This is a genomic window from Mycobacterium sp. DHQP2018-32-09 (assembly GCF_058148405.1).
On sequence record NZ_JBYVYK010000004.1, the window covers coordinates 119,055 to 138,849 of the forward strand.

Sequence of the window (19,795 nt, forward strand, 5' to 3'; positions counted from 1 at the left end):
TCGGACGTCGTGTCGAGAACGGAAGTGGGTGAGACCGTGCCTGAGGGTGAGACCGTGCCGGAGGATGAGACCGAGTCGACGGCTCGTGGACACGTCGTGGTGGGGGTGGACGGATCGCCGGCGTCGAACGCCGCACTGCGCTGGGCGGCGCGCGACGCCGCGCTGCGGCGGGCACCGCTGCGGATCGTCCACGCGGTGCCGCCCATCACGGGTTCACCGCTCGGACCCAGGATTGCACCGGCCGCCGTCGACGCCGAACGCACCGCGGGCCGGCGCGTTCTCGAGGAGGCGGCGCGACTGGCCGAGACCGCCGTCGCAGCTCCCATCGTCGTCGCCACGGACATGCCCACGGCCGCAGCGGCGCAGGCCCTGATCGACGCGTCGCGGGAGGCCGCCCTGCTGGTGGTGGGACGACGGGGCCGCAGCGCGCTCGACCGGGTGCTGCTCGGCTCGGTCGGGGCGGCCGCCATCCACGGCTCCCGCTGCCCCGTCGCGGTGGTCGGCGACGACGGTGACCACGGTGACCACGGTGACGACGGCGCCGCCGCGACGAGGACGGGTGCCCCGATCCTGGTCGGCGTAGACGGCTCCCGGTGTGGACGGGCCGCGTTGGCCGTCGCGTACGCCGAGGCAGCGCTGCGGGGTGCGGATCTGGTGGCGCTGCACGCATGGTGGTCGCCCGGCGCGTGGGAGTTCGCCGGGTTGGACTGGGACGCCATCAGCCGCGAGCAGGACACCTGGCTGGCCGAGCAACTCGCGCCGTTCCAGCAGCGCCATCCCGACGTGCACGTGCGGCGGCTGGTGGTCCGCGACCAACCCGCCCGACGGCTGGTGGACTCCGCCGAGCACCCGCAACTCGTGGTGGTCGGCGGTCACGGTCACGGCAGACTCGCCGGCATGCTGCTGGGCTCCGTGAGCAACGCCGTGGTGCAGGCCGCACACGTCCCGGTGATCGTCGTGCGCGATCACGCGGCGGCGGACGGCCCCGGGGACGGCTGACCGCTTGGGCCGGCTCACCGTTCGAAACGACCGGACTTCTCGTCGAGCCGGATCCGGTACACCCCGGACGCGGCGACGACCTCCGGATCGGGATGGTCGTGCGGGACGTCCCGCCCGAGCAGCGGCACGATGCGCCGTACCAGTACGTCGAGATCGCGGCGGGCGATGTCGCCGCCCGGGAATTCCGCACGCCCCCAGGCGATGACGCTGCGCCACTGTGACAGCGTGGCGCCCACCTCGTCGACTTCGAAACAGACGTCGGGGTGTGCGCGCAATGCCGTCTGCTTGGCTCCCGGCATGGTGTGACCGAGTATCGAGCCGTCGTCGTAGACGTAGCACACCGGCACGACGTACGGTCGGCCTGCGCTGAGACAGCCGATCCGCCCGACCACGTTGGTGCGCAGCACGTCCTCGATCTCCTCTGCGCTCAAGCTGCCCAGCATCGCCACTCCCCTCGTCGAATCGTCTCCGGCACAGTCGAATCAGTGCGACACACGTCGTCGCGGGGCCGGTCATTCGGGACTTCGTACCCTGGCGGCGGCCGCACGTCGTGGCGACGCTGGTGCTCGTGCAGACCCCTGACGGCAACGCCCAGCATGGCATCGGGAACCTCGACGACGGTGAGGACGACGGTGAGGAACCCGGCAACCTCGCCTTCTCGAATCACCCGGTGTCGGCTGCGCGGCACGAGGACGTCGAGATCCCGCTGCCCGGCGTGCGGTTGGCCGGCCGGCTGGTGATCCCCGAAGACGCCACCGCCGTGGTGGCGTTCGTGCACGGCAGCGGCAGCAGCCGCCACAGTCCCCGCAACCGGTTCGTCGCGCAGGTCCTCCATGACGCGGGCATCGCGACGCTGCTGTTCGACCTGTTGACGCCCGACGAGGAGCGCAACCGGGCCAACGTCTTCGACATCACCCTGCTCGCGACACGGCTCGTCGAGGTCACCCAGTGGCTGCGGCGGCGAGCCGACGTCGGCGAACTGCCGCTGGGCTACTTCGGCGCGAGCACGGGCGCCGCGGCCGCCCTGCTGGCGTCGACCGATCCGCAGGCGCAGCCGCGGGCGGTCGTCTCGCGCGGCGGCAGGCCCGACCTTGCCGGGCCCGCGCTGCAGCGCGTGACGGCACCGACCCTGCTCATCGTCGGCGGCGCCGATCACCAGGTGCTCGAGCTGAATCGCGCTGCGCGCAGAGCCATGCCGGGCCGGTGTGACCTCGTCGTCGTCCCCGGTGCCACGCATCTCTTCGAAGAACCCGGGACACTGGAGGCCGCCGCCCGGCTGGCGCGCGACTGGTTCCACGACCACCTCCGATGATTCCGATTGCCTGCGGTTGCCGTGTGCTCGCCGTGGGTTCCGAAGGTGTCGACGTGCCTGGCGCCCCGTCAGTTCGCCACGAGCATCCCGTTCACCAGGTCCTGCGCCGAGCGCAGCTGCCGGTCGGCGGCCTCCATGTCGGAGGTGAACTCCCCGGCGGTCTCGTTCTCGGATCCGGCCTGTGCCGCCAGACACACGTGCGAGGCCAAGTGGGCATCGTCGACGGCACCCTGGACGTCGGCGTTCAACGTCGGCTCGGGCGCGGGAAGATGCGCGCGCAGCCGCAACGCACTGGCGTCGTGCATCGTCTGACACACCAGGAACAGGGCTCGCGCGTTGCCCTCCGCGATCGCGCTGCGCGCCTGTTGAATGGTGTCCTGCAGACCCTCGACGTCGGGTTGGGCCTGCCTCCACCACTGTTGGACGCCGACGCGGTCGGAGTTCGTCACCACCCGCGTGGTCGAGGTGGCGTGGCCCACGAGGTATCCCGCGGCGGCCATGCCCGTGAGCGCGGCGACGGCGCCGATCGCCAGCACCCACCGGCGCCGCCTGCCGCGTGGGGCAGGCGGCTCGACCGCGGGCGGGGCTTCCCGCTTCCCGTCGGGGTGCACCTGCGCCGTGGCCGCACCCTGGGACACGTCGATCGTGTCCGTCCCGTCTTCGTTGCGCACGTCGGTCCTCCTGAGCAGGCCATCACCGAGTCACGATGCTCCCCGCGGCGAGCGCTTCGCCAGGGTCGCAAGTCCCTTGCCCGCGACGCCGAGGGCCATCGGACCCTGGCGACGTGCGACACCGAACGCGACACTCGCCGGCAGGACGAACGGGAGGGGTTTCCATGAACCACACGGGGAGACGGCGTACCGCCGACCGGGCGGGAATCCGGGTGCTGGGCGCCGCAGAGGGCATCCTGAGCGTGCTGAACGGCTGCAGCCTCGACGAGGCGTTCCTGGAACTGGTGTCGAAGGCCAAGCTCCACAACGTCGATCCGCTGGCACTGGCCGAGGCGGTGGTCGCGCTGGTCGAGGCGGCGGGATCGGACGACGACGCCACCGCCTCGGCTGCGGCCGCCGAGTGGGGCGAGCGCCTGCGCCTGGTGCACTGACCCGGTCACTCCTCGAAGTCGACCGTGCCGCCGCCCCTGAGCGTCTGCGTCCGGCCCCGGCATTCGACGACGACCGCGGGCGCATCCGACGGCTCGGCGGTCAGCGTGGCCCGCCGTCCCACCGCACGCAGCCACAGCCGATGACCGCGATAGCGGAATGCGAATGCCAAGGGCCCCAACTCCCGTGGCCACAGCGGCCCGACCACGAGCCGGTCGCTTCGGAACTCCAGCCCGGTGAAGCACCGCTGCAGCAGGTCGATGCTCCCCGCCATCGCAGCCAGATGGATGCCCTCGGCGGTGGTGCCGCTCTGGACGTCGACGACGTCGGAAGCCAGCGCCTGCCGGAAGTAGTGCATCGCCTCGTGACGGTTGCCGCGGGCCAGCACCCAGGAGTGCACGACCGCACTCAGCGTCGAACCGTGCGACGTCCGGCTCTGGTAGTACGCGATGGTGCGCGGAATCTGTTCCGGGGTCAGACGGTATCCCAACCGGGCGAACAGTTCGTAGAGTTCGTCCGCCGAGAGGAGATAGAACAGCATCACGGTGTCGGCCTGTTTGCCTGCCTGGTACCGGTTGACGTCGTCGCCTTCGGCTTCCAGGATGCGGTCCAGCCGCTGCAGGTCCGGGTACCGCTCCCGGTAGGCGGCCCAGTCGAGGTCCTGAAGGTCGGCGTAGCCGTCGAACTGGCTGATCACCCCGTCGTGAAAGGGCACGAACATCCTGCGGCTCACGTCGTCCCAGCGCCGCAGTTCGGGGTCGTCGATGCCCAACGCCTCCAACAGGGACAGCCGGTAGTAGTCGGGCATGGTCGCCATGGCGTCCAGCGCACGCAGGATCACCCACACCGCCATGACGTTGGTGTAGGCATTGTCGTCGACGCCGGCGAACGCGCGCCCGGGGTACCCGGAGTGGAACTCGTCGGGCCCGATGACGCCGCGTACCACGTAACGTCCACGCCTGGAGTCGAATTCGCACCGACTGACCCAGAACCGCGCTACCTCGGCCAACAGCTCGGCACCGTAGTCGATGAGGAACCCGATGTCGCCCGTCACCTGGTAGTACTGCCAGACGTCGTAGGCGACGGCGATGCCGACGTGATGGGCGCGCGCGCTGAAGTCCGGGCACCAGTGACCTGATCGCGGGTTCAGGTGCAGTTGCTGGCTGACCTCACGCCCGTCGCTGGCCGATTGCCACGGAAACATGGCACCGGCGAAGCCGGCCGCACGGGCAGCCCGGCGCGCCTCGGGCAGCCGGCGGTAGCGGTACATCAGCAGCGACTTGGTCACCATCGGCAACCGCAGGTTGGTCACCGGGAACACGAAAAGCTCGTCCCAGAACACGTGGCCGCGATATGCCTCACCGTGCAAACCCCGTGCGGGTACGCCGACGTCGAGATCGGCGGTGTGCACCGACAGGGTCTGCAACAGGTGCATCTGATGCAGCCGCACGACGCGCAGCGATGCGTCGTCGATGCCGACGTCGATGGCGAATCGTTCCCACAGATGCGCCCACGCCACCCGGTGTCCCCGTGCGAGTTCGGCCCAGTCCGAGACGCGTTCGAGTTCGCGCAGCGCATCGGCGGCCGGTTCGGCGATGGCGTGGTCGCGCCCGGTGAACACCGCGGCCACCTTCTCGACGAAGACGGGCCGACCCGCGACGACGTCGACGGTCAGCTCCTGGGCGATGCTGCGATCATCGCGGACCAGGTGGCGTTGCGGCGCCAGGTCGAGGCCGTCGCCACCGTGGACGACCGTCCTGATGGCCACCGCGACCCTCAGCGTGGATTGCACCGTCACCGCCTCGAGGAGCAGCGATGCGTCGTCGGCAGCGGTCGTGCGCTCGATCACCAGGTGCCGCGACGACAGGTCCCGATACCGCTGTACGCCCGTGTTCGCCACGTCGCCGTCGATCCCGGATCGGAACACCACTGCGCCCGAGTAGTTCTCGGCCACGAACTGCATGTCGAGCGCCCCGACGTGAGGCAGGTGCATCGCGACGAAGCGGCGCTGCGTCACCGCGACGACGTGCCCCGCGTGGTCGCGGATCCGGAACGTGCGGAGCACCATGGCGTGACGCAGGTCGACGGTGAGGGCGTACGACAGCACCTCGGCGTCGTCGACGCCGAACCACGGTCCCTCCCCGAATCGAAACGTCAAGGGCAGCCAGCTCGGCAGGTTGACCATGCTCTCGTTGGAGATGGCGATGCCCCCGACCTCGTCGTCGAGCCGGTCGTAGATGCCCGCGACGTACGTGCCGGGATAGTGCACGGCGCAGGCGCGACACTCGGGAGCGCTACCGCGAACGGCCTGGTAGCCGTTGCCGACCGTACCCAGGGATTCCCGCAGCCGTTCCTCGTGCGGCACGTAGCCGTCGAAGGTCATGGTCCACGCGGCCGCACTGCTGCGGTCGCGCCGGACGCGGTCGGCAAGGGACACCAGGAACGCACACACCGCGTCGGGCCCGGCGAGGGCGACGTGCGCCGCGGTGGGGCGATCGCCGTCCTCGTCGTGGCGCACCACCACGCCCAGGCCGCGATGGCGGATGGCGTCGAACGCATCCTCGTCCGTCAGATCGTCGCCCAGATAGATCGGCAGCTGCAGCTCGGCATCCGACATGCGTCCGATCAACCACTCGACGGCCGAGCCCTTGTCCCAGTCGATCGTCGGCCGCAGCTCGACGACCTTGCGTCCCCCGGTGACGGGCAGGTTCAGTCGTTGGCCCACGATCTTGACCACCGACTCGATGGTGGGCACGCGAGCGGCAGCGGCATTGCGGTAGTGCACGGCGACCGCGAACGCCTTGCGCTCCACCAGCACGCCGTCGATGCCGGTGAGCTGACGTTCGACGTCGTCGGCCGCGGCCCGCAGGACGTCGACGCTGGCCGCGGCGACGTCGTTGGCCACGGTGCTGCCGTCGGGAGAGGTCAGTTGCAGCCCATGGCACCCGGCATACCAGACGCCGGGGATTCCCACGCGCTGCCGGACGTCGTCCACGGCGCGCCCGCTGACCACCGCGACCGGGCAGCGCGCGGCGATCGCCCGGATCGCCTCGGCCCCCTCGGGGGTCAGCTGGGCCGTCGCTGGATCGTTGACGATCTCCGACAGGGTGCCGTCGAAGTCGACGAGAACCACCGGCTGCCTGGTCGTGATCATCCCGGCGATCTGCTCCAGCCGTCGCGCCGCGTCGTCGAGTTCGGACTGGCGGCGGTACCCGGTGGGCACCGAGATGCCCACGGCGTCGGGGACCACGGCATCGGCACCGCACCGCCGGAGCCGTTCGACGTCACCGGTCTCGTCGACACCGATCACCAACGCGAATCCGGCGTCGCGTGCCTGGCCGACCGCCGCCTCGCCGTGGGCGATCACGACGCTGCGTTCGCGCCGCAGGCCGAACTGGTCGGCCAGCGACGCCACGCCGGCGGCACCCGGCCCCACCACCGTGGGACACGTCTGCGCGATCCCGGCCGCCCGCACGGCGTCGACGCACTCGGCCTGCCCGCAGCGGATCACCGCGGTGATGCCGACGGCACACAGCTGCCGCTCCAGGTCCGCGCAACTGCGCACCAGCGGTTCGGCGACGAGGTGGCCGGCGGCGTCGTCCAGGTCGATGAGCACGGTGTCGTAGTAGCGGGGATCGATGCGAACCGCGCCCTGCGTGTCGGCCATGCGCGGCATCCCCCGGTCATCCCTGCCGGGCGACGATCACCGGCATGCGGGCTCCCTGTGCCACGGCCGAACTCACCGAGCCCAGCAACCTGCCCGTGAGCCCACCCCTGCCGTGACTGCCCACCACCAGCAGCTGCGCGTCGCCCCCGTGCTGCAACAGGCGCCGTGCCGGGTGACCCCTCTCGACGAACGTCCGCACCTCGACCTCGGGACGGCGCCGGATCCAGCCCGACAACCGCTCCGCCAGCGCTTCCCGGGCCGCATCCTCGGCCCAGTCCGTCACGCCCGGGCAAGCCTCGTCACCGCCACCACCCTCGACGTCCGTCCACACGGACACGGCGTGCAGTTCAACGTTCCGCAGCGACGCCTCGTAGAAGGCGATCTCGAGGGCCGGCTCCGACGCCGGGGATTCGTCGACACCGACCACGACCGGTGCCCGAGACGGGTTGGGCATCAACGGGTCCTCGTCGTGGATCACCGCCACGGGGCAGTGGGCACGGTGGACCAAACCCGTCGACACCGACCCCAGCAGCAGGCCCGCGACACCCCCGAGTCCGCGGCATCCCACCACCATCAGCTCGGCGGCCTCCGAGAGGTCGACGAGCGTCGGTACGAAGGGCGCCAGGGCCAGGTGGTGACGGACCGGAATCTTCGGCGACGACGTGATGGCGTCGGCGACCCAGTCCAGCGCCTGACCCACGATCGCCTCGGCACGCCGGTCGCGCTCCTCCCAGAACGCCGCACTGACCGGCGCGTCCATCCACGACACGATGGTCGCGGTGGGCATGACGTGCACGACGGTCAGCGGCACCGAACGCAGCGCGGCGTCGCGGGCCGCCCAATCCACGGCCACCCGTGACTGCGGTGAGCCGTCGACGCCGACGATCACTCCGTGGCGCGCCCGTCGGCGTTTCGACGTCGATGTCATGGACCCTCGCCCCCTCCCCCGGTGTGGTCCCCGGTCCTATGCGTCAATGCCGGCTGCCGTCGGGGAACGACTCGAGTTCGCGTTCCCAGTCGATCAGCCGGCCGACGTCGAGCCACCACCGCAGCACCCACGTCGCGACGGCCATCACCGCCGCGAAGCTCAGCCACGCCGCAGCGGCCAGGACCGTCGCCGCCACCGCCGCCTGACCGGCGGGCGCCGGGCCCGAGGTCAGGTCGCCCGCGGGGTCCAGCCAGACGCCGATCTCGTCGCCGGCGTGCACCTTGGACGGCCATTCCACCACGCCGGTGTGCGTCGCGCCGTCGACCGTCCAGCTGACGTCGGCGACGTAGTCGTCGCGGGGCCCGACGACGACGGCTCGGCCGTCTGACATCGCCTTGGCGGTCACCGACCGCAGTGTTGCCACGCGGGCCGTTTCCGCGGCGATCAGCCGCTCGTGCGAGGAGGTCCCGACGGCCGCGGCCACCGGAATCGCCAGGACGACGAGCACCATGGCGAACACCGTCGCGATGGCCTCCACCCGATCGCTGATGCGCAGCATGTCATTTCGCCGCAGGCCCCACAGCAGTCGGCCGTGCGGCCATCTCAACGTGAAGTTCTCCATTCCGGTTCCCTAGTCCAGGCGCCCGGCTGGCGCCGCCCATCGGCGATCGTCGTCGTCTCGGCCTCGCATGGTGAGAGCCCAACGTCACCTGCCGACGAGTCGATGGCCTCCGTCGGCATCGACTCGTCGGCCGACCGGCGGTGACGAAGTTCCCTTGGCACGCGCCATGGCGGCCACCTAACGTGCCCGATCGAGGCGTCGGCACTTCCCGGGGGGCGATGGATGACGAGCACCAGTGCGGCGACGACGCCGGGAGATCCCGCCGTGGATCATGGCTCGGGACAGGGCTCGGATCATGCCTCGGAACATGCCGTCGTGTTGCACGACGGGACCAGCGCGGTCATCCGCAGGCTACGGCCCGACGACGTCGATGCGGTGGTCGCCCTTGCGGATTCGCTCAGCGACGACGAGCGCTACCACCGCTTCTTCACGGTGCATCCGCGCTACCTCTGCCAGTGGGCCTCCTCGTTGGTCGATCCCGCACCCGACGCCGTCGCGCTCGGCGCGTTCGACCACGGGTCGTTGGTCGGGATGGCGAACTACACACCCGCGGACGCGCCCCACACCGTGGAGATCTCCGTGCTCATCGGACACCAGAACCACGACCGCGGACTGTGCACGGCGCTGCTGACCGACCTGGCGGCCCTCGCGCGGCGTGCGGGTCACCACCGCGCCGTGGCCGACGTCCTCGTCGAGAACACCGCGATGCGGCGGGTGCTGCTCGACGCGCACGTACCGGTGACGTGGCACCGCGACGGATCGGTGTACTCGGTCGAGATCGATCTGCGCCGGTTGGCGAATCCCTCGGAGCGGACCTCGGAGCGGACCTTGGAGCGGACCTTGGAGCGCACGCCGTGAGCGTCATCCACAAGACCGTGCGGGACTGGTCGGTGACTCCCAACCTCACCGACTACGACCGAACCCGAGAGACCTTCGACTGGGCGGAGGTACCCGACCCCTGCGCGGGCATGCCGGGCGGCGGGTGCAACATCGCCTACGCCGCGGTGGACCGGCACGCCGGCGGTGCGCTGGCCGCTCGCACCGCGCTGCGCTTCGTCACCCCCCTGGCCTGGGACGGGGCCACGGCCACCCGGGATCTCAGCTATGCCGAGCTGGCCCGCATGGCAAGCCAATTCACGCACGTGCTGCGCGCCCTGGGCGTGCGCCGCGGCCAACGGGTGTTCACGTTGCTGGGACGGTGCCCGGAGCTCTACGTGACGATCATGGGCGCGCTGCGCAACGGCAGCGTCGTGTGTCCGCTGTTCTCGGCCTTCGGTCCAGATCCCATCGCGACCCGGCTCGACATCGGCGAGGCCGACGTGCTGGTGACCTCGAAGGCGCTCTACGACCGCAAGATCGCGCCGATGCGCCACCGGCTGTCCACGCTACGCTACGTCCTGGTGGTGACCACCGACGGCGACGTCGAACCGCCGGACACCGTGAACTTCTGGAGCTGGGTCGACGCCGCGTCGCCCGAGACCACGATCGCCCCGACCACCGCCAGTGATCCGGCCCTGCTGCACTTCACCAGCGGCACGACGGGAACGCCGAAGGGCGCCTTGCACGTTCACGGGGCGGTGCTGATGCACTACGTCACCGGACTGTATGCACTGGACCTGCATCCCGACGACGTCTTCTGGTGCACTGCCGATCCCGGCTGGGTGACCGGCACGTCCTACGGCGTGATCACGCCGCTGGTACACGGGGTCACCTCGATCGTGGACGAGGGCGATTTCGACGCCCGCCGCTGGTACACGATCCTGCAGAGCCAGCGCGTCACCGTGTGGTACACCGCGCCGACCGCCCTGCGGATGCTCGTCAAGGCCGGTCCGACCGTCGCCGCCGAATTCCGCTTCCCCGACCTGCGTTTCATCGCCAGCGTGGGCGAACCCCTGAACCCCGAGACGGTGTGGTGGGGAAAGCAGGTGTTGGGGCTGCCGATCCACGACAACTGGTGGCAGACCGAGACCGGCGGCATCATGATCGCGAACACCCCCGCCTTCGACGTCAAGCCCGGTTCCATGGGCAGACCGTTGCCGGGGGTGTCCGCATGCGTGGTGCGCCACGACGACGGGGCGGTGTCGGTACTCGCCGAACCGGACGTCACGGGCGAACTCGCGCTGGAGCCGGGGTGGCCCTCGATGTTCGTCGCCTACGTGCACGATGCTCGGCGCTACGCCCAGTGTTTCGCGTCGGGGCGCTATCTCACCGGGGACCTCGTCCGACGCGATGCCGACGGGTACTTCTGGTTCGTCGGCCGCAGCGACGACGTGATCAAGTCGGCCGGTCACCTCATCGGTCCGTTCGAGGTGGAGAGCGCGCTGACCGAACACGAGGCGGTGGCCGAGGCGGCGGCCATCGGCGTCCCGGACCCCGTGGCCGGGGAACACGTCAAGGCGTTCGTCGTGCTCCGCGACGGTTACGTCGCCGACGACGACATGCGCGCTCGGCTGCTCGGCCACGCCCGCGTCCGGCTCGGAGCGGCCGTGGCGCCCAAGGAACTCGAGTTCGTCACGTCGTTACCGCACACCCGCAGCGGGAAGATCATGCGGCGGCTGTTGAAGGCGCGTGAACTCGGCCTGCCGGAGGGCGACGTCTCGACCGTCGAGTGGCGACCCGAGAAAGTGGCCGAGCCGTGAGCACCGACACATCCGGTCTGCTGCGGGACATGGTGCGGGTGCGCCGCCTGGAGGAGAAGTGCGCCGAACTGTACGGCGCCGGGAAGATTCGCGGTTTCCTCCACCTCTACGTCGGTGAGGAGGCGGTCGCCGTGGGCGCACTGCGGGCCCTGACCGCCGGCGACGCCGTCGTGGCCACCTATCGCGAGCATCCCCACGCGCTGCTGCGCGGCACGTCGATGGCGTCGATCATGGCCGAGCTCTACGGCAAGCAGGAAGGCTGCTCCCACGGCCGGGGTGGATCGATGCACCTGTTCGACGCCGAGCATCGGTTCTACGGCGGCAACGCGATCGTGGCGGGCGGCCTGCCCTTGGCGCTGGGCCTCGCCCTGTCGGATGCCATGCAGCGACGACGTCGGGTCACCGCCTGCTTCTTCGGCGACGGCGCGGTGTCCGAGGGCGCCTTCCACGAGTCGATGAACCTGGCGGCGCTCTGGCACCTGCCGGTGCTGTTCTGCTGCGAGAACAATGGGTACGCGATGGGCACCGCCTTGGCACGGTCGCAATCGCAGCCCGACCTCGCCGCCCGTGCGGCGTCGTACGGCATGCCCGCCGAGGCGGTCGACGGGATGGACGTGCTCGCCTGCCGGGACGCCGCTTGCCGGGGTGCCGACCACGTGCGCGGCACCGGCGAACCGTTCTTCCTGGAATTCCGGACCTACCGCTTCCGCGCCCACTCGATGTTCGACCCCCAGCTCTACCGCGACCGCGCCGAGGTCGACGAGTGGCGGACCCGCGATCCGATCGGTCTGCTCGTCGACCGCGGGCGCCGCGAGCACGTCCTCACCGACGCCGACCTCGAAGATGCCGAGCGCCGCGCCGATTCCGAGATCGCCGACGCCATCGCCTACGCCGAGGCCGGCACGTGGGAAGACGTGGCCCACCTCGACACCGACGTCCTGACCCGCGAGGTTCTCCGGTGACCACCAGCTACCGCCAGGCCGCCCACGACGCCATCCGGGACGCGATGCGCGCCGACGAGCGGGTGTTGCTCATCGGCGAGGACGTGGGCCGCTACGGCGGTACGTATGCGGTGTCCAAGGGACTGCTCGCCGAGTTCGGCGAGACGCGGGTGCGCGACACCCCGCTGTCCGAGCTGTCGTTCGTGGGCATGGGAATCGGTGCCGCACTGGGCGGTCTGCGCCCGATCGTGGAAGTGATGACGGTGAACTTCAGCCTGTTGGCACTCGATCAACTGGTCAACACCGCCGCCGCGCTGCGCCACATGTCGGGTGGGCAGTTCTCCGTACCGCTGGTGGTGCGGATGGCGACCGGCGCGGGCCGGCAGCTGGCCGCCCAGCACTCCCACAGCTTCGAAGGCTGGTACGCCCACGTGCCGGGCCTGCGGGTGGTGGCACCGGCGACGGTGCCGGATGCCTACGGCATGCTCGCTACCGCGCTGGCCGATCCCGACCCCGTGATCGTGTTCGAACACGTCGGCCTGTACGACACCGCGGCCGACGTCGACGAACTGGGCGCCAGCGACATCGACACCGCCGCCGTCCGGCGCCCCGGTTCCGACGTCACCCTCATCGCCTACGGCGGCTCTCTGCCCAAGGCGCTGGAGGCGGCCCGGCTACTCGACGAGGATGGAATCGACTGCGAGGTACTCGATTTGCGTGTCCTGAGACCGCTGGATGCCGCGACGATCCTGGCCTCGGTGCGCACGACGCACCGGGCCGTGGTGGTGGACGAAGGCTGGCGCAGTGGCAGCCTGGCCGCCGAGATCTGTACCCGCATCGTCGAGGACGCGTTCTACGACCTCGACGCACCGATCGCCCGGGTGTGCACCCTGGAGGTGCCCATCCCGTATCCCCGCCACCTGGAGCAGGCCGCGCTGCCCAGTGCCGAACGCATCGTCGCCGCCGTGCACGCCGTCGTCGGAGTCAGACCGTGATCGAGTTCACCATGCCCTCCCTGGGCGCCGACATGGACTCCGGGACGCTCGACACGTGGCTCGTCAAGCCGGGCGACACCGTGAAGCGTGGGCAGGTGGTCGCGGTGGTCGAAACCACCAAGGCAGCCGTGGACGTGGAGTGCTGGCACGACGGAACCGTCGTCGATCTCCTGGTCCCGGTGGGTCGTACCGTCGGCGTCGGCACCGTACTGGCCACGCTCGCCGAGCCGGGTGAGACGCCGGCCGGACGAGCCGCCGTGCCGACTGCCGGGGCCACCACCGTGGCGACCGCCGGGGCCACCGCCGTGCCGACCGCCGGGGCCACCGGTCCGCGACGCTGGGTCTCCCCCGCGGCCAGGAAGCTGGCGCAGGGTCTGGGGGTCGACGTCAGCCACGTCAGCGGCACCGGGCCCATGGGTGCGGTGACGATCCACGACGTGGAGGCCGCAGCCCACGCGACCGCCACGGCGGCCCCACCGGCGACACCGACCACCCCGACAGCACCGACGGCACCGACCCCGGCGGCCCCCGCGACCCCGGCGGCCCCGCCGACCGACGGCGCGGCCCATCCCACCGAATCGACGGCCGCACGGCGGATCGCCGCCGTGCGCGCGCAGACCGCGCTTGCCACCGCACGATCCAAGCGGGAGATCCCGCACTACTACCTTTCGCACAACGTGTCGCTGAGTCCGGCGCTGGCCTGGCTGGCCGACTACAACACCGGGCGGCCCATTTCCGAACGCGTCCTGTCCGCGGCCCTGCTGCTCAAGGCCGTGGCCGTCGCGGCGCAGCGGTTCGCCGAGTTCAACGGCCACTGGTATGACGATGCGTTCCACCCCAGCGCCGAGGTGCACGTCGGCGTGGCCATCTCGCTGCGCGGTGGGGGTCTGGTGGCGCCAGCCCTCCACGACGTGGCCGCCAAGCCGCTGGCCGCGGTGATGACCGAACTGACCGACCTGGTGACGCGCGCTCGGGCGGGCAGCCTGCGCAGTTCCGAGCTGTCCGCGCCCACGATCACCGTGACGAACCTCGGCGATCACGGCGTCGACGCGGTGTTCGGCGTCATCCAGCCGCCGCAGGTGGCACTGGTCGGCTTCGGCAAACCCACGCAGCGCGTCGGCGTCGTGGACGGCGGCATCCGCGTGGTGGATTCGGTCACCATGACGCTGTCGGCCGATCACCGGGCCAGCGACGGCATCCGCGGTGCGGCGTTCCTGGCCGGCGTGGAGGCCCTCCTCGCCCAACCCGAACTCCTGGACGGGACCGGAAACCCATGAGTGACAACGCCGAAACTCGCGATGCCGAAACTCGCGATGCCGAAACTCGCGATGCCGAAACTCGCGATGCCGTACTCGCGGCGCTGACCGAGGTGGCCCCGGAGGTGGGTGGGAACGCCATCGCCGACGACGTGGCGTTGCGCGACCAGGTGGACCTGGACTCGATGGACTGGCTGCGGTTCCTCGTCGCCGTCGACCGCCGACTGGGGGTCGACATCCCCGAACGCGACTACGCGAGGTTGCGCACGGTGGCCGACATCGTCGGTTACGTCGGTCGACACCGTCCGTCACCCACGACGACACCCACGGCGGCCCAGGCCCCAACGCAGGACTTCGGTCCCTAGGCCCCACCCCCGCCGGATGGTCGGATCGACGCCATACGGGAACGCCCGTATGAACCACTCACCCACCGCCACCCCATGGAGGTAGAACCATGACCAATACGTTGCCCGCCACACGTCGGGGCCATTCGCTGCTTCCCGAGTTCGCCGACCTGTTCTCGGCCTTCCCGTCCTTCGGCGGCCTCCGCTCCGCCCTGGACGGCCGGCTGATGCGCCTCGAGGACGAGATGAAGGACGATCGGTACGAGGTGCGCGCCGAGATTCCCGGCGTACGTCCCGACGAGGACATCGACCTGACCGTCCGGGACGGTCACCTGGTGATCAAGGCGGAGCGTTCCGAGAAGGCCGAACACAACGGCCGTTCGGAGTTCGTCTACGGCTCGTTCGTGCGGACGGTCACGCTGCCGTCGGGTGCCGACGAGAACGACATCAAGGCCTCGTACGAGAACGGCATCCTGACCGTCTCGGTCGGGGTGTCCAAGGAGCAGCCTGCCGAGAAGCACATCGCCATCAAGGGCTCCAAGTAGCCACGGCGGGCGGTCCCCGGCACGCGTCCACGACGTGGGGACCGCCCCCGTGACACCCGACGTCGCGCACGGCAGGAGACGAGACATGACCACCCCGACATCCGGGCGCACGGCATCCGGCGGCGCTCGCGCGTCCGCGGTGACCGTCGCGTTCGACGAATTCCACGGCCACAGCCGGGCCGTCGCCCGACTGAGCTGGCACGGAGAGACGTTGGTGGGACGCGGATTGTCGCGGTTGGACGTCGGCGACGAGATCGAGCATCCCATCGGCGAGACCTTGGCGCTGGCCAGGGCCTTGTCGGCGCTGGCGCGCCAACTGTTCACCGACGCCGCTCGCGACATCGAGATCGCCTCGGCCGCACGCACCGCCTGAGAGGACGCCGCCATGACCACCCATCCGACCCGCGGCGCACGAGCCGCGGTGTTCCGCGATCGCCGAGAAGCCGGCCGGGTGCTCGGCGACCTGCTCAGCGCCTATCACGATCGCACCGACGTCGTCGTGCTCGGGTTGGCGCGCGGCGGCGTTCCGGTCGCATGGGAGGTGGCCCGCACGTTGGGCGCTCCACTGGACTGCTTCATCGTGCGCAAACTGGGCGCCCCGGGCCACGAGGAGTTCGCGATGGGCGCCATCGCCAGCGGTGGCCGCACCGTGCTCAACGACGACGTCGTCCGGGCTCTGCGCGTCACCTCCCGCGACCTGCGCGCCGTGGTCGAGCGCGAGGCCCGCGAACTCATCCGCCGAGAGGGCAGCTACCGGGGCGGTCGCACACCCCTGGAACTCGCAGGCAAGACCGTCGTCCTCGTCGACGACGGGCTGGCGACCGGCTCGAGCATGCTCGCCGCCGTGCTCGCGATCCGCGAGCACGAGCCCGCGCACCTGGTGGTGGCCGTGCCCGCGGCCCCGGAATCGACGTGCCGGGAGTTCGCCGCCATGGTCGACGACGTGGTGTGCGCGTCGATGCCCAATCCCTTTCTCGCCGTTGGCGCTTCCTACTGGGACTTCACCCAGGTCGAGGATGCCGAGGTGCGCTCGCTGTTGGACTCGCCCACGGTGCCTGCGGTCCGCCCGACGGCGCGGCGGCACCGCGCCGCCGAGGCCATCAAGTCCATCCTGGTACCGGCACCGGCAGGAGTCCCTGCGATCAGCGAGCTGGAGGATCTCGTCGGCCCGGCACGGGTGGTCCTGATCGGCGAGAGTTCGCACGGCACCGACCAGTTCTACCGGGCGCGAGCCCAGATCACGAAGTGGTTGATCCAGGAGAAGGGGTTCACCGCGGTGGCGGCGGAGGCAGACTGGCCCGACGCGTACCGGGTCAATCACTACGTCCGTGGCGTCGGCTCCGACCGCACGGCCGACGAAGCGCTCAGCGACTTCGAACGCTTCCCGGCCTGGATGTGGCGCAACACGGTGGTCAGGGACTTCGTCGATTGGCTTCGCACGCACAACGATTCGCTGCCCGAGCCGGCACGGGCCGGGTTCTACGGGCTGGATCTCTACTCGATGCACCGGTCGATGACCGCGGTGATCGACTACCTCGAGACCGTCGATGCGGCCGCGGCGGCCCGCGCCCGGCAGCGGTACGCGTGCTTCGACCATGCGGCCGCCGACGACGGCCAGGCCTACGGCTACGCCGCGGCGTTCGGGGCCGGTGAGTCGTGCGAGAACCAGGCGGTGGACCAGCTCGTCGAACTGCGGCACGACCGCTTGCGGTTGCTTCGCCATGACGGGCCTCGCGCCGAGGACGAGCTGTTCCGCGCCATCGGCAACGCGGTCACGGTCCGCGACTCGGAAGCCTACTACCGCTCCATGTTTCGCGGCCGGGTCGAGTCGTGGAATCTCCGCGACACGCACATGGCCGAGACCCTGGAGCATCTGCTCGCACACCTCGACGAACAACGCGTCGACGGCACGCGCAGCAAGGTCGTCGTGTGGGCGCACAACTCGCACGTCGGGGACGCCCGCGCATCGGAGACCGGCGCCGACGGGCAGCACACGCTGGGCCAGCTGGCGCGGCAGCGCTTCGGCGACGAGTGCCGACTGATCGGGTTCACCACGCACCGCGGCACCGTCACCGCGGCACGCGAATGGGGCGGGATCGCCGAACGCAAGGTGGTCCGGCCCGGCATGCCGGGCAGCATCGAAGAGCTGTTCCACGAGGCCGGTCTGGCCTTCCTGGTGCGCATGGACCGAGACCATCCCGCCGACGTCGCCGAGGTGCTGTCCGGGGTGCGGCTGCACCGCGCCATCGGCGTCATCTATCGACCCGAGACCGAACGCCACAGCCACTACTTCCACGTACGTCCCGCCGATCAGTACGACGCGCTCATCCACCTGGACGTGACCACGGCGCTGACGCCGCTCGAGCCGACGAGCGTCTGGATCGAGGGCGAGACACCCGAGACCTACCCCAGCGGTCTGTGATGGCGTCGCTTCGGGGCTCGCGGATCGTCACGCTGACCGTGAACCCCGCCCTGGACGCGACCACGGCCACCCGGCGCGTCATGCCGGGTGAGAAGATGCGCTGCACCACCGCTCGCCACGACCCCGGCGGGGGTGGCATCAACGTGGCGCGCGTCGCCACCGTGCTCGACACACCGGCGCTGGCGGTGTTCCCCGTCGGCGGGCACACCGGCGATCGGATCACCGACCTGCTGGCAGCCGAGCACGTCCCGACGGACGTCGTGCGCATCGCGGGCACCACCCGCGAGAACCTCACCGTGGACGAGACCGAGACCAGACGCCAATTCCGTTTCGTGCTGGCCGGTCCGACGCTCACCGCCGACGAGACGGAGGCCGTCGCGGCCCGGCTGGACGCGGCGCTGTCGGACCCGCTGTTCGACACCGCGTTCGTGGTCGTCAGCGGCAGCCTCCCGCCGGGGGTCGCCCCCGAGTTCCACCAACGGGTGGCCGACCGCTGCCGCGAGGCCGGGGCCCGGCTCGTCCTGGACACCTCGGGCTGCGGGCTGACGCATCTGAGGTCGGGCGTGCACCTCCTCAAGCCGAGCATCCGCGAACTGCGGGAGTGCACCCGCCGCGCCCTGGACACCGAGCGCGAACAGGTCGACGCCGCACGCCATCTCATCGAACGCGGGCGCGCGAAGAACGTCCTGGTCTCGCGCGGCGCCGACGCCGCGCTGCTGGTGACGCGGTCGGGTCAGTGCCGGTTCCCCGCACCGAACGTGGTGGCACGCAGCGGCGTCGGCGCAGGGGACGCGCTGGTCGCCGGGGTCGTGGTGGGCTTGATGCGAGGCTGGTCGTTGCCGGAGGCGGTGCGCCTCGGCATGGCGGCCGGTGCCGCGATGCTGTTGACCCCGGGCACCGCCACGTGCCGGCCCGGCGACGTCTGGTCGCTGCTGGAACGGACGCCCGGACCCACCGGCATCGCAGACTGAGCACCGGCTCACCGGCGCAACCGCTCACGGTGCGACCGCGCACCGGCTCACAGGTGCAACCGCGTCACCGGGGCGTGGGTGGAGTTCTCGATGTCGGTCTTGGTGCGCGCCAACAGACCCTGGGTCGCCGCGGCGAGCGCGCGTGCGACCGCCAACTCGTCCCCGATCTCCGGTTCCGGTTCGTCGACGGGATTGCGCCTGGCGTGGCCGGTTCCCACCACGTCGCCACGACCGGAGTGCACCGTCACGGTGGCGTGGGTCTCGGCGTCCGCTTCCGCCACCGCCAGCGTGATGTTCCACGGGGTCGTCGAGGGCACGCCGGCCGGGCCGAGGTCCGCGCAGACGGCACGCACCCAGCGCCGCACGGTGTCACGGTTGCGCCAGTCCCCGGCACGCTTCTTGGCCAGCCTGCGGGCCATGGCGCCGCGCGCGTGCGGGGTCAGGCGTCCGCCGAACGTCGCGTACCCGCGCGCGCCGACCTGGCGGACCAGCCGGCGCAGCTGCCGGGTGTCCGGCACGGCCGCCCCGGGGGCGCTGTCGTCCAACGGCCCGCTGCTGACCAGCCATACCGGCTTGGTGGCCAACAGCGCGCGGTGCCGCTCGACGAAGCGCCGGGCCTCGGGCTGCCACCGCCTCGCGTAGAGCGCTCCCGCCACGATGACGGCGTCGGCGTCGGCGACGTCGGCGTCGTCGGAGACGTCGCGGGCGCGCTGCACCTGCGCTTCGTGCCCGACGTTCTCGATCTCCTCGCCGATCATCTCGGCCAGCCCGGCCGTACCGCCGTTCTTCGATCCGTAGGCAACGAGTACCCGCATCGACGTCTCCCGTCTGCTTCGCGACTGCGCTCCATGCCGTCCTGGCGGCGGCCGTGGGCGTGGACGTGTTCGACTCTGATGCGGGGCCGGGGTCGCGGGTAGGGCGGGTCGTCACCGTCGGGCGGGACCTAGTGCCGTTGTGCGGCACGCCCCGCGCGGCCACGCTCACAACCATGTCGCCCGCCGACCTCGCCACGGCCGCCGCGGACGGCGCCGGCGGTGACGCCCCGCGGTCGCGC

General features: G+C 70.9%; 18 protein-coding genes and 1 pseudogene. 13 read left to right on the forward strand and 6 right to left on the reverse strand.

Annotated elements, in window-relative coordinates; translation table 11 throughout:
• Positions 1-54: 54 nt before the first annotated feature.
• Positions 55-999, forward strand: a complete 945-nt coding sequence (locus AC30CM_RS03800; RefSeq protein WP_490115489.1) for a universal stress protein — start codon at positions 55-57, stop codon at positions 997-999.
• A gap of 14 nt (positions 1,000-1,013) precedes the next feature.
• Here the strand turns inward: AC30CM_RS03800 and AC30CM_RS03805 are convergent, their stop codons facing one another.
• Positions 1,014-1,430, reverse strand: coding sequence for a pyridoxamine 5'-phosphate oxidase family protein (locus tag AC30CM_RS03805; RefSeq protein WP_490115490.1), 417 nt, complete (start codon positions 1,428-1,430; stop codon positions 1,014-1,016).
• Positions 1,431-1,609: 179 nt separating this feature from the next.
• Here AC30CM_RS03805 and AC30CM_RS03810 point away from each other — a divergent pair.
• Positions 1,610-2,311 (forward strand): annotated as a pseudogene (locus tag AC30CM_RS03810) (dienelactone hydrolase family protein); the annotation flags it as partial.
• A gap of 68 nt (positions 2,312-2,379) precedes the next feature.
• On the opposite strand, the gene AC30CM_RS03815 reads toward AC30CM_RS03810, so the two are convergent.
• On the reverse strand, positions 2,380-2,982 hold the full coding sequence (locus tag AC30CM_RS03815) for a hypothetical protein (RefSeq protein WP_490115491.1): 603 nt from the start codon (positions 2,980-2,982) through the stop codon (positions 2,380-2,382).
• A 164-nt stretch (positions 2,983-3,146) separates the two neighbouring features.
• Between AC30CM_RS03815 and AC30CM_RS03820 the strand changes: the two genes are divergently transcribed.
• On the forward strand, positions 3,147-3,413 hold the full coding sequence (locus tag AC30CM_RS03820) for a hypothetical protein (RefSeq protein ID WP_490115492.1): 267 nt from the start codon (positions 3,147-3,149) through the stop codon (positions 3,411-3,413).
• A gap of 5 nt (positions 3,414-3,418) precedes the next feature.
• On the opposite strand, the gene otsB is transcribed toward AC30CM_RS03820, so the two are convergent.
• Genes otsB through AC30CM_RS03835 form a run of 3 tightly spaced genes read right to left on the reverse strand, consistent with a single transcriptional unit; the run spans position 3,419 to position 8,628 of the window.
• A complete protein-coding gene (otsB, locus tag AC30CM_RS03825) occupies positions 3,419-7,078 on the reverse strand; it encodes a trehalose-phosphatase (RefSeq protein WP_490115493.1) in 3,660 nt (1,219 codons plus the stop codon).
• A 16-nt stretch (positions 7,079-7,094) separates the two neighbouring features.
• Entirely contained in the window at positions 7,095-8,006 is a 912-nt protein-coding gene (locus AC30CM_RS03830) for a universal stress protein (protein ID WP_490115494.1), read from the reverse strand.
• 43 nt (positions 8,007-8,049) lie between these two features.
• Positions 8,050-8,628 carry an Rv1733c family protein gene (locus AC30CM_RS03835; RefSeq protein WP_490115495.1) on the reverse strand — a complete coding sequence of 193 codons (579 nt, stop codon included), beginning with the start codon at positions 8,626-8,628 and terminating at the stop codon, positions 8,050-8,052.
• A gap of 222 nt (positions 8,629-8,850) precedes the next feature.
• Between AC30CM_RS03835 and AC30CM_RS03840 the strand changes: the two genes are divergently transcribed.
• From AC30CM_RS03840 to AC30CM_RS03885, 10 genes are all read left to right on the forward strand, one after another.
• The gene (locus AC30CM_RS03840) at positions 8,851-9,486 is read left to right on the forward strand and encodes a GNAT family N-acetyltransferase (protein ID WP_490115496.1); all 636 of its coding nucleotides are present in this window, start codon (positions 8,851-8,853) and stop codon (positions 9,484-9,486) included.
• The gene (gene acsA / locus AC30CM_RS03845; RefSeq protein ID WP_490115497.1) at positions 9,483-11,267 is read left to right on the forward strand and encodes an acetate--CoA ligase; all 1,785 of its coding nucleotides are present in this window, start codon (positions 9,483-9,485) and stop codon (positions 11,265-11,267) included. The genes AC30CM_RS03840 and acsA overlap by 4 nt, the downstream gene beginning before the upstream one ends.
• A 29-nt stretch (positions 11,268-11,296) precedes the next feature.
• Positions 11,297-12,229 carry a pyruvate dehydrogenase (acetyl-transferring) E1 component subunit alpha gene (pdhA, locus tag AC30CM_RS03850; protein WP_490115512.1) on the forward strand — a complete coding sequence of 311 codons (933 nt, stop codon included), beginning with the start codon at positions 11,297-11,299 and terminating at the stop codon, positions 12,227-12,229.
• Positions 12,226-13,203 (forward strand): alpha-ketoacid dehydrogenase subunit beta, encoded by a 978-nt coding sequence (locus AC30CM_RS03855; protein WP_490115498.1) that lies wholly within the window; start codon positions 12,226-12,228, stop codon positions 13,201-13,203. Before pdhA ends, AC30CM_RS03855 begins: the two co-directional genes overlap by 4 nt.
• Positions 13,200-14,480, forward strand: coding sequence for a dihydrolipoamide acetyltransferase family protein (locus tag AC30CM_RS03860; RefSeq protein ID WP_490115499.1), 1,281 nt, complete (start codon positions 13,200-13,202; stop codon positions 14,478-14,480). Before AC30CM_RS03855 ends, AC30CM_RS03860 begins: the two co-directional genes overlap by 4 nt.
• Positions 14,477-14,824, forward strand: coding sequence for an acyl carrier protein (locus tag AC30CM_RS03865; protein ID WP_490115500.1), 348 nt, complete (start codon positions 14,477-14,479; stop codon positions 14,822-14,824). The genes AC30CM_RS03860 and AC30CM_RS03865 overlap by 4 nt, the downstream gene beginning before the upstream one ends.
• Positions 14,825-14,913: 89 nt before the next feature.
• A complete protein-coding gene (locus AC30CM_RS03870; protein WP_490115501.1) occupies positions 14,914-15,348 on the forward strand; it encodes an Hsp20/alpha crystallin family protein in 435 nt (144 codons plus the stop codon).
• A gap of 85 nt (positions 15,349-15,433) precedes the next feature.
• Complete coding sequence (locus tag AC30CM_RS03875) at positions 15,434-15,721, forward strand: dsRBD fold-containing protein (RefSeq protein ID WP_490115502.1); 288 nt, start codon at positions 15,434-15,436, stop codon at positions 15,719-15,721.
• A gap of 12 nt (positions 15,722-15,733) precedes the next feature.
• Positions 15,734-17,770, forward strand: coding sequence for an erythromycin esterase family protein (locus tag AC30CM_RS03880; protein ID WP_490115503.1), 2,037 nt, complete (start codon positions 15,734-15,736; stop codon positions 17,768-17,770).
• Complete coding sequence (locus tag AC30CM_RS03885; RefSeq protein ID WP_490115504.1) at positions 17,770-18,741, forward strand: 1-phosphofructokinase family hexose kinase; 972 nt, start codon at positions 17,770-17,772, stop codon at positions 18,739-18,741. The genes AC30CM_RS03880 and AC30CM_RS03885 overlap by 1 nt, the downstream gene beginning before the upstream one ends.
• Positions 18,742-18,788: 47 nt before the next feature.
• Here the strand turns inward: AC30CM_RS03885 and AC30CM_RS03890 are convergent, their stop codons facing one another.
• Entirely contained in the window at positions 18,789-19,556 is a 768-nt protein-coding gene (locus AC30CM_RS03890) for a dsRBD fold-containing protein (RefSeq protein ID WP_490115505.1), read from the reverse strand.
• Positions 19,557-19,795 lie beyond the last annotated feature (239 nt).

Bases quoted from the DNA above. Each gene is read 5' to 3' on its own strand.
- AC30CM_RS03820 (WP_490115492.1), top strand. From the start codon at position 3,147: ATGAACCACACGGGGAGACGGCGTACCGCCGACCGGGCGGGAATCCGG.
- otsB (WP_490115493.1), bottom strand. From the start codon at position 7,078: ATGGCCGACACGCAGGGCGCGGTTCGCATCGATCCCCGCTACTACGAC.
- AC30CM_RS03830 (WP_490115494.1), bottom strand. From the start codon at position 8,006: ATGACATCGACGTCGAAACGCCGACGGGCGCGCCACGGAGTGATCGTC.
- AC30CM_RS03835 (WP_490115495.1), bottom strand. From the start codon at position 8,628: ATGGAGAACTTCACGTTGAGATGGCCGCACGGCCGACTGCTGTGGGGC.
- AC30CM_RS03840 (WP_490115496.1), top strand. From the start codon at position 8,851: ATGACGAGCACCAGTGCGGCGACGACGCCGGGAGATCCCGCCGTGGAT.
- pdhA (WP_490115512.1), top strand. From the start codon at position 11,297: ATGGTGCGGGTGCGCCGCCTGGAGGAGAAGTGCGCCGAACTGTACGGC.
- AC30CM_RS03865 (WP_490115500.1), top strand. From the start codon at position 14,477: ATGAGTGACAACGCCGAAACTCGCGATGCCGAAACTCGCGATGCCGAA.
- AC30CM_RS03870 (WP_490115501.1), top strand. From the start codon at position 14,914: ATGACCAATACGTTGCCCGCCACACGTCGGGGCCATTCGCTGCTTCCC.
- AC30CM_RS03875 (WP_490115502.1), top strand. From the start codon at position 15,434: ATGACCACCCCGACATCCGGGCGCACGGCATCCGGCGGCGCTCGCGCG.
- AC30CM_RS03880 (WP_490115503.1), top strand. From the start codon at position 15,734: ATGACCACCCATCCGACCCGCGGCGCACGAGCCGCGGTGTTCCGCGAT.
- AC30CM_RS03885 (WP_490115504.1), top strand. From the start codon at position 17,770: ATGGCGTCGCTTCGGGGCTCGCGGATCGTCACGCTGACCGTGAACCCC.
- AC30CM_RS03890 (WP_490115505.1), bottom strand. From the start codon at position 19,556: ATGCGGGTACTCGTTGCCTACGGATCGAAGAACGGCGGTACGGCCGGG.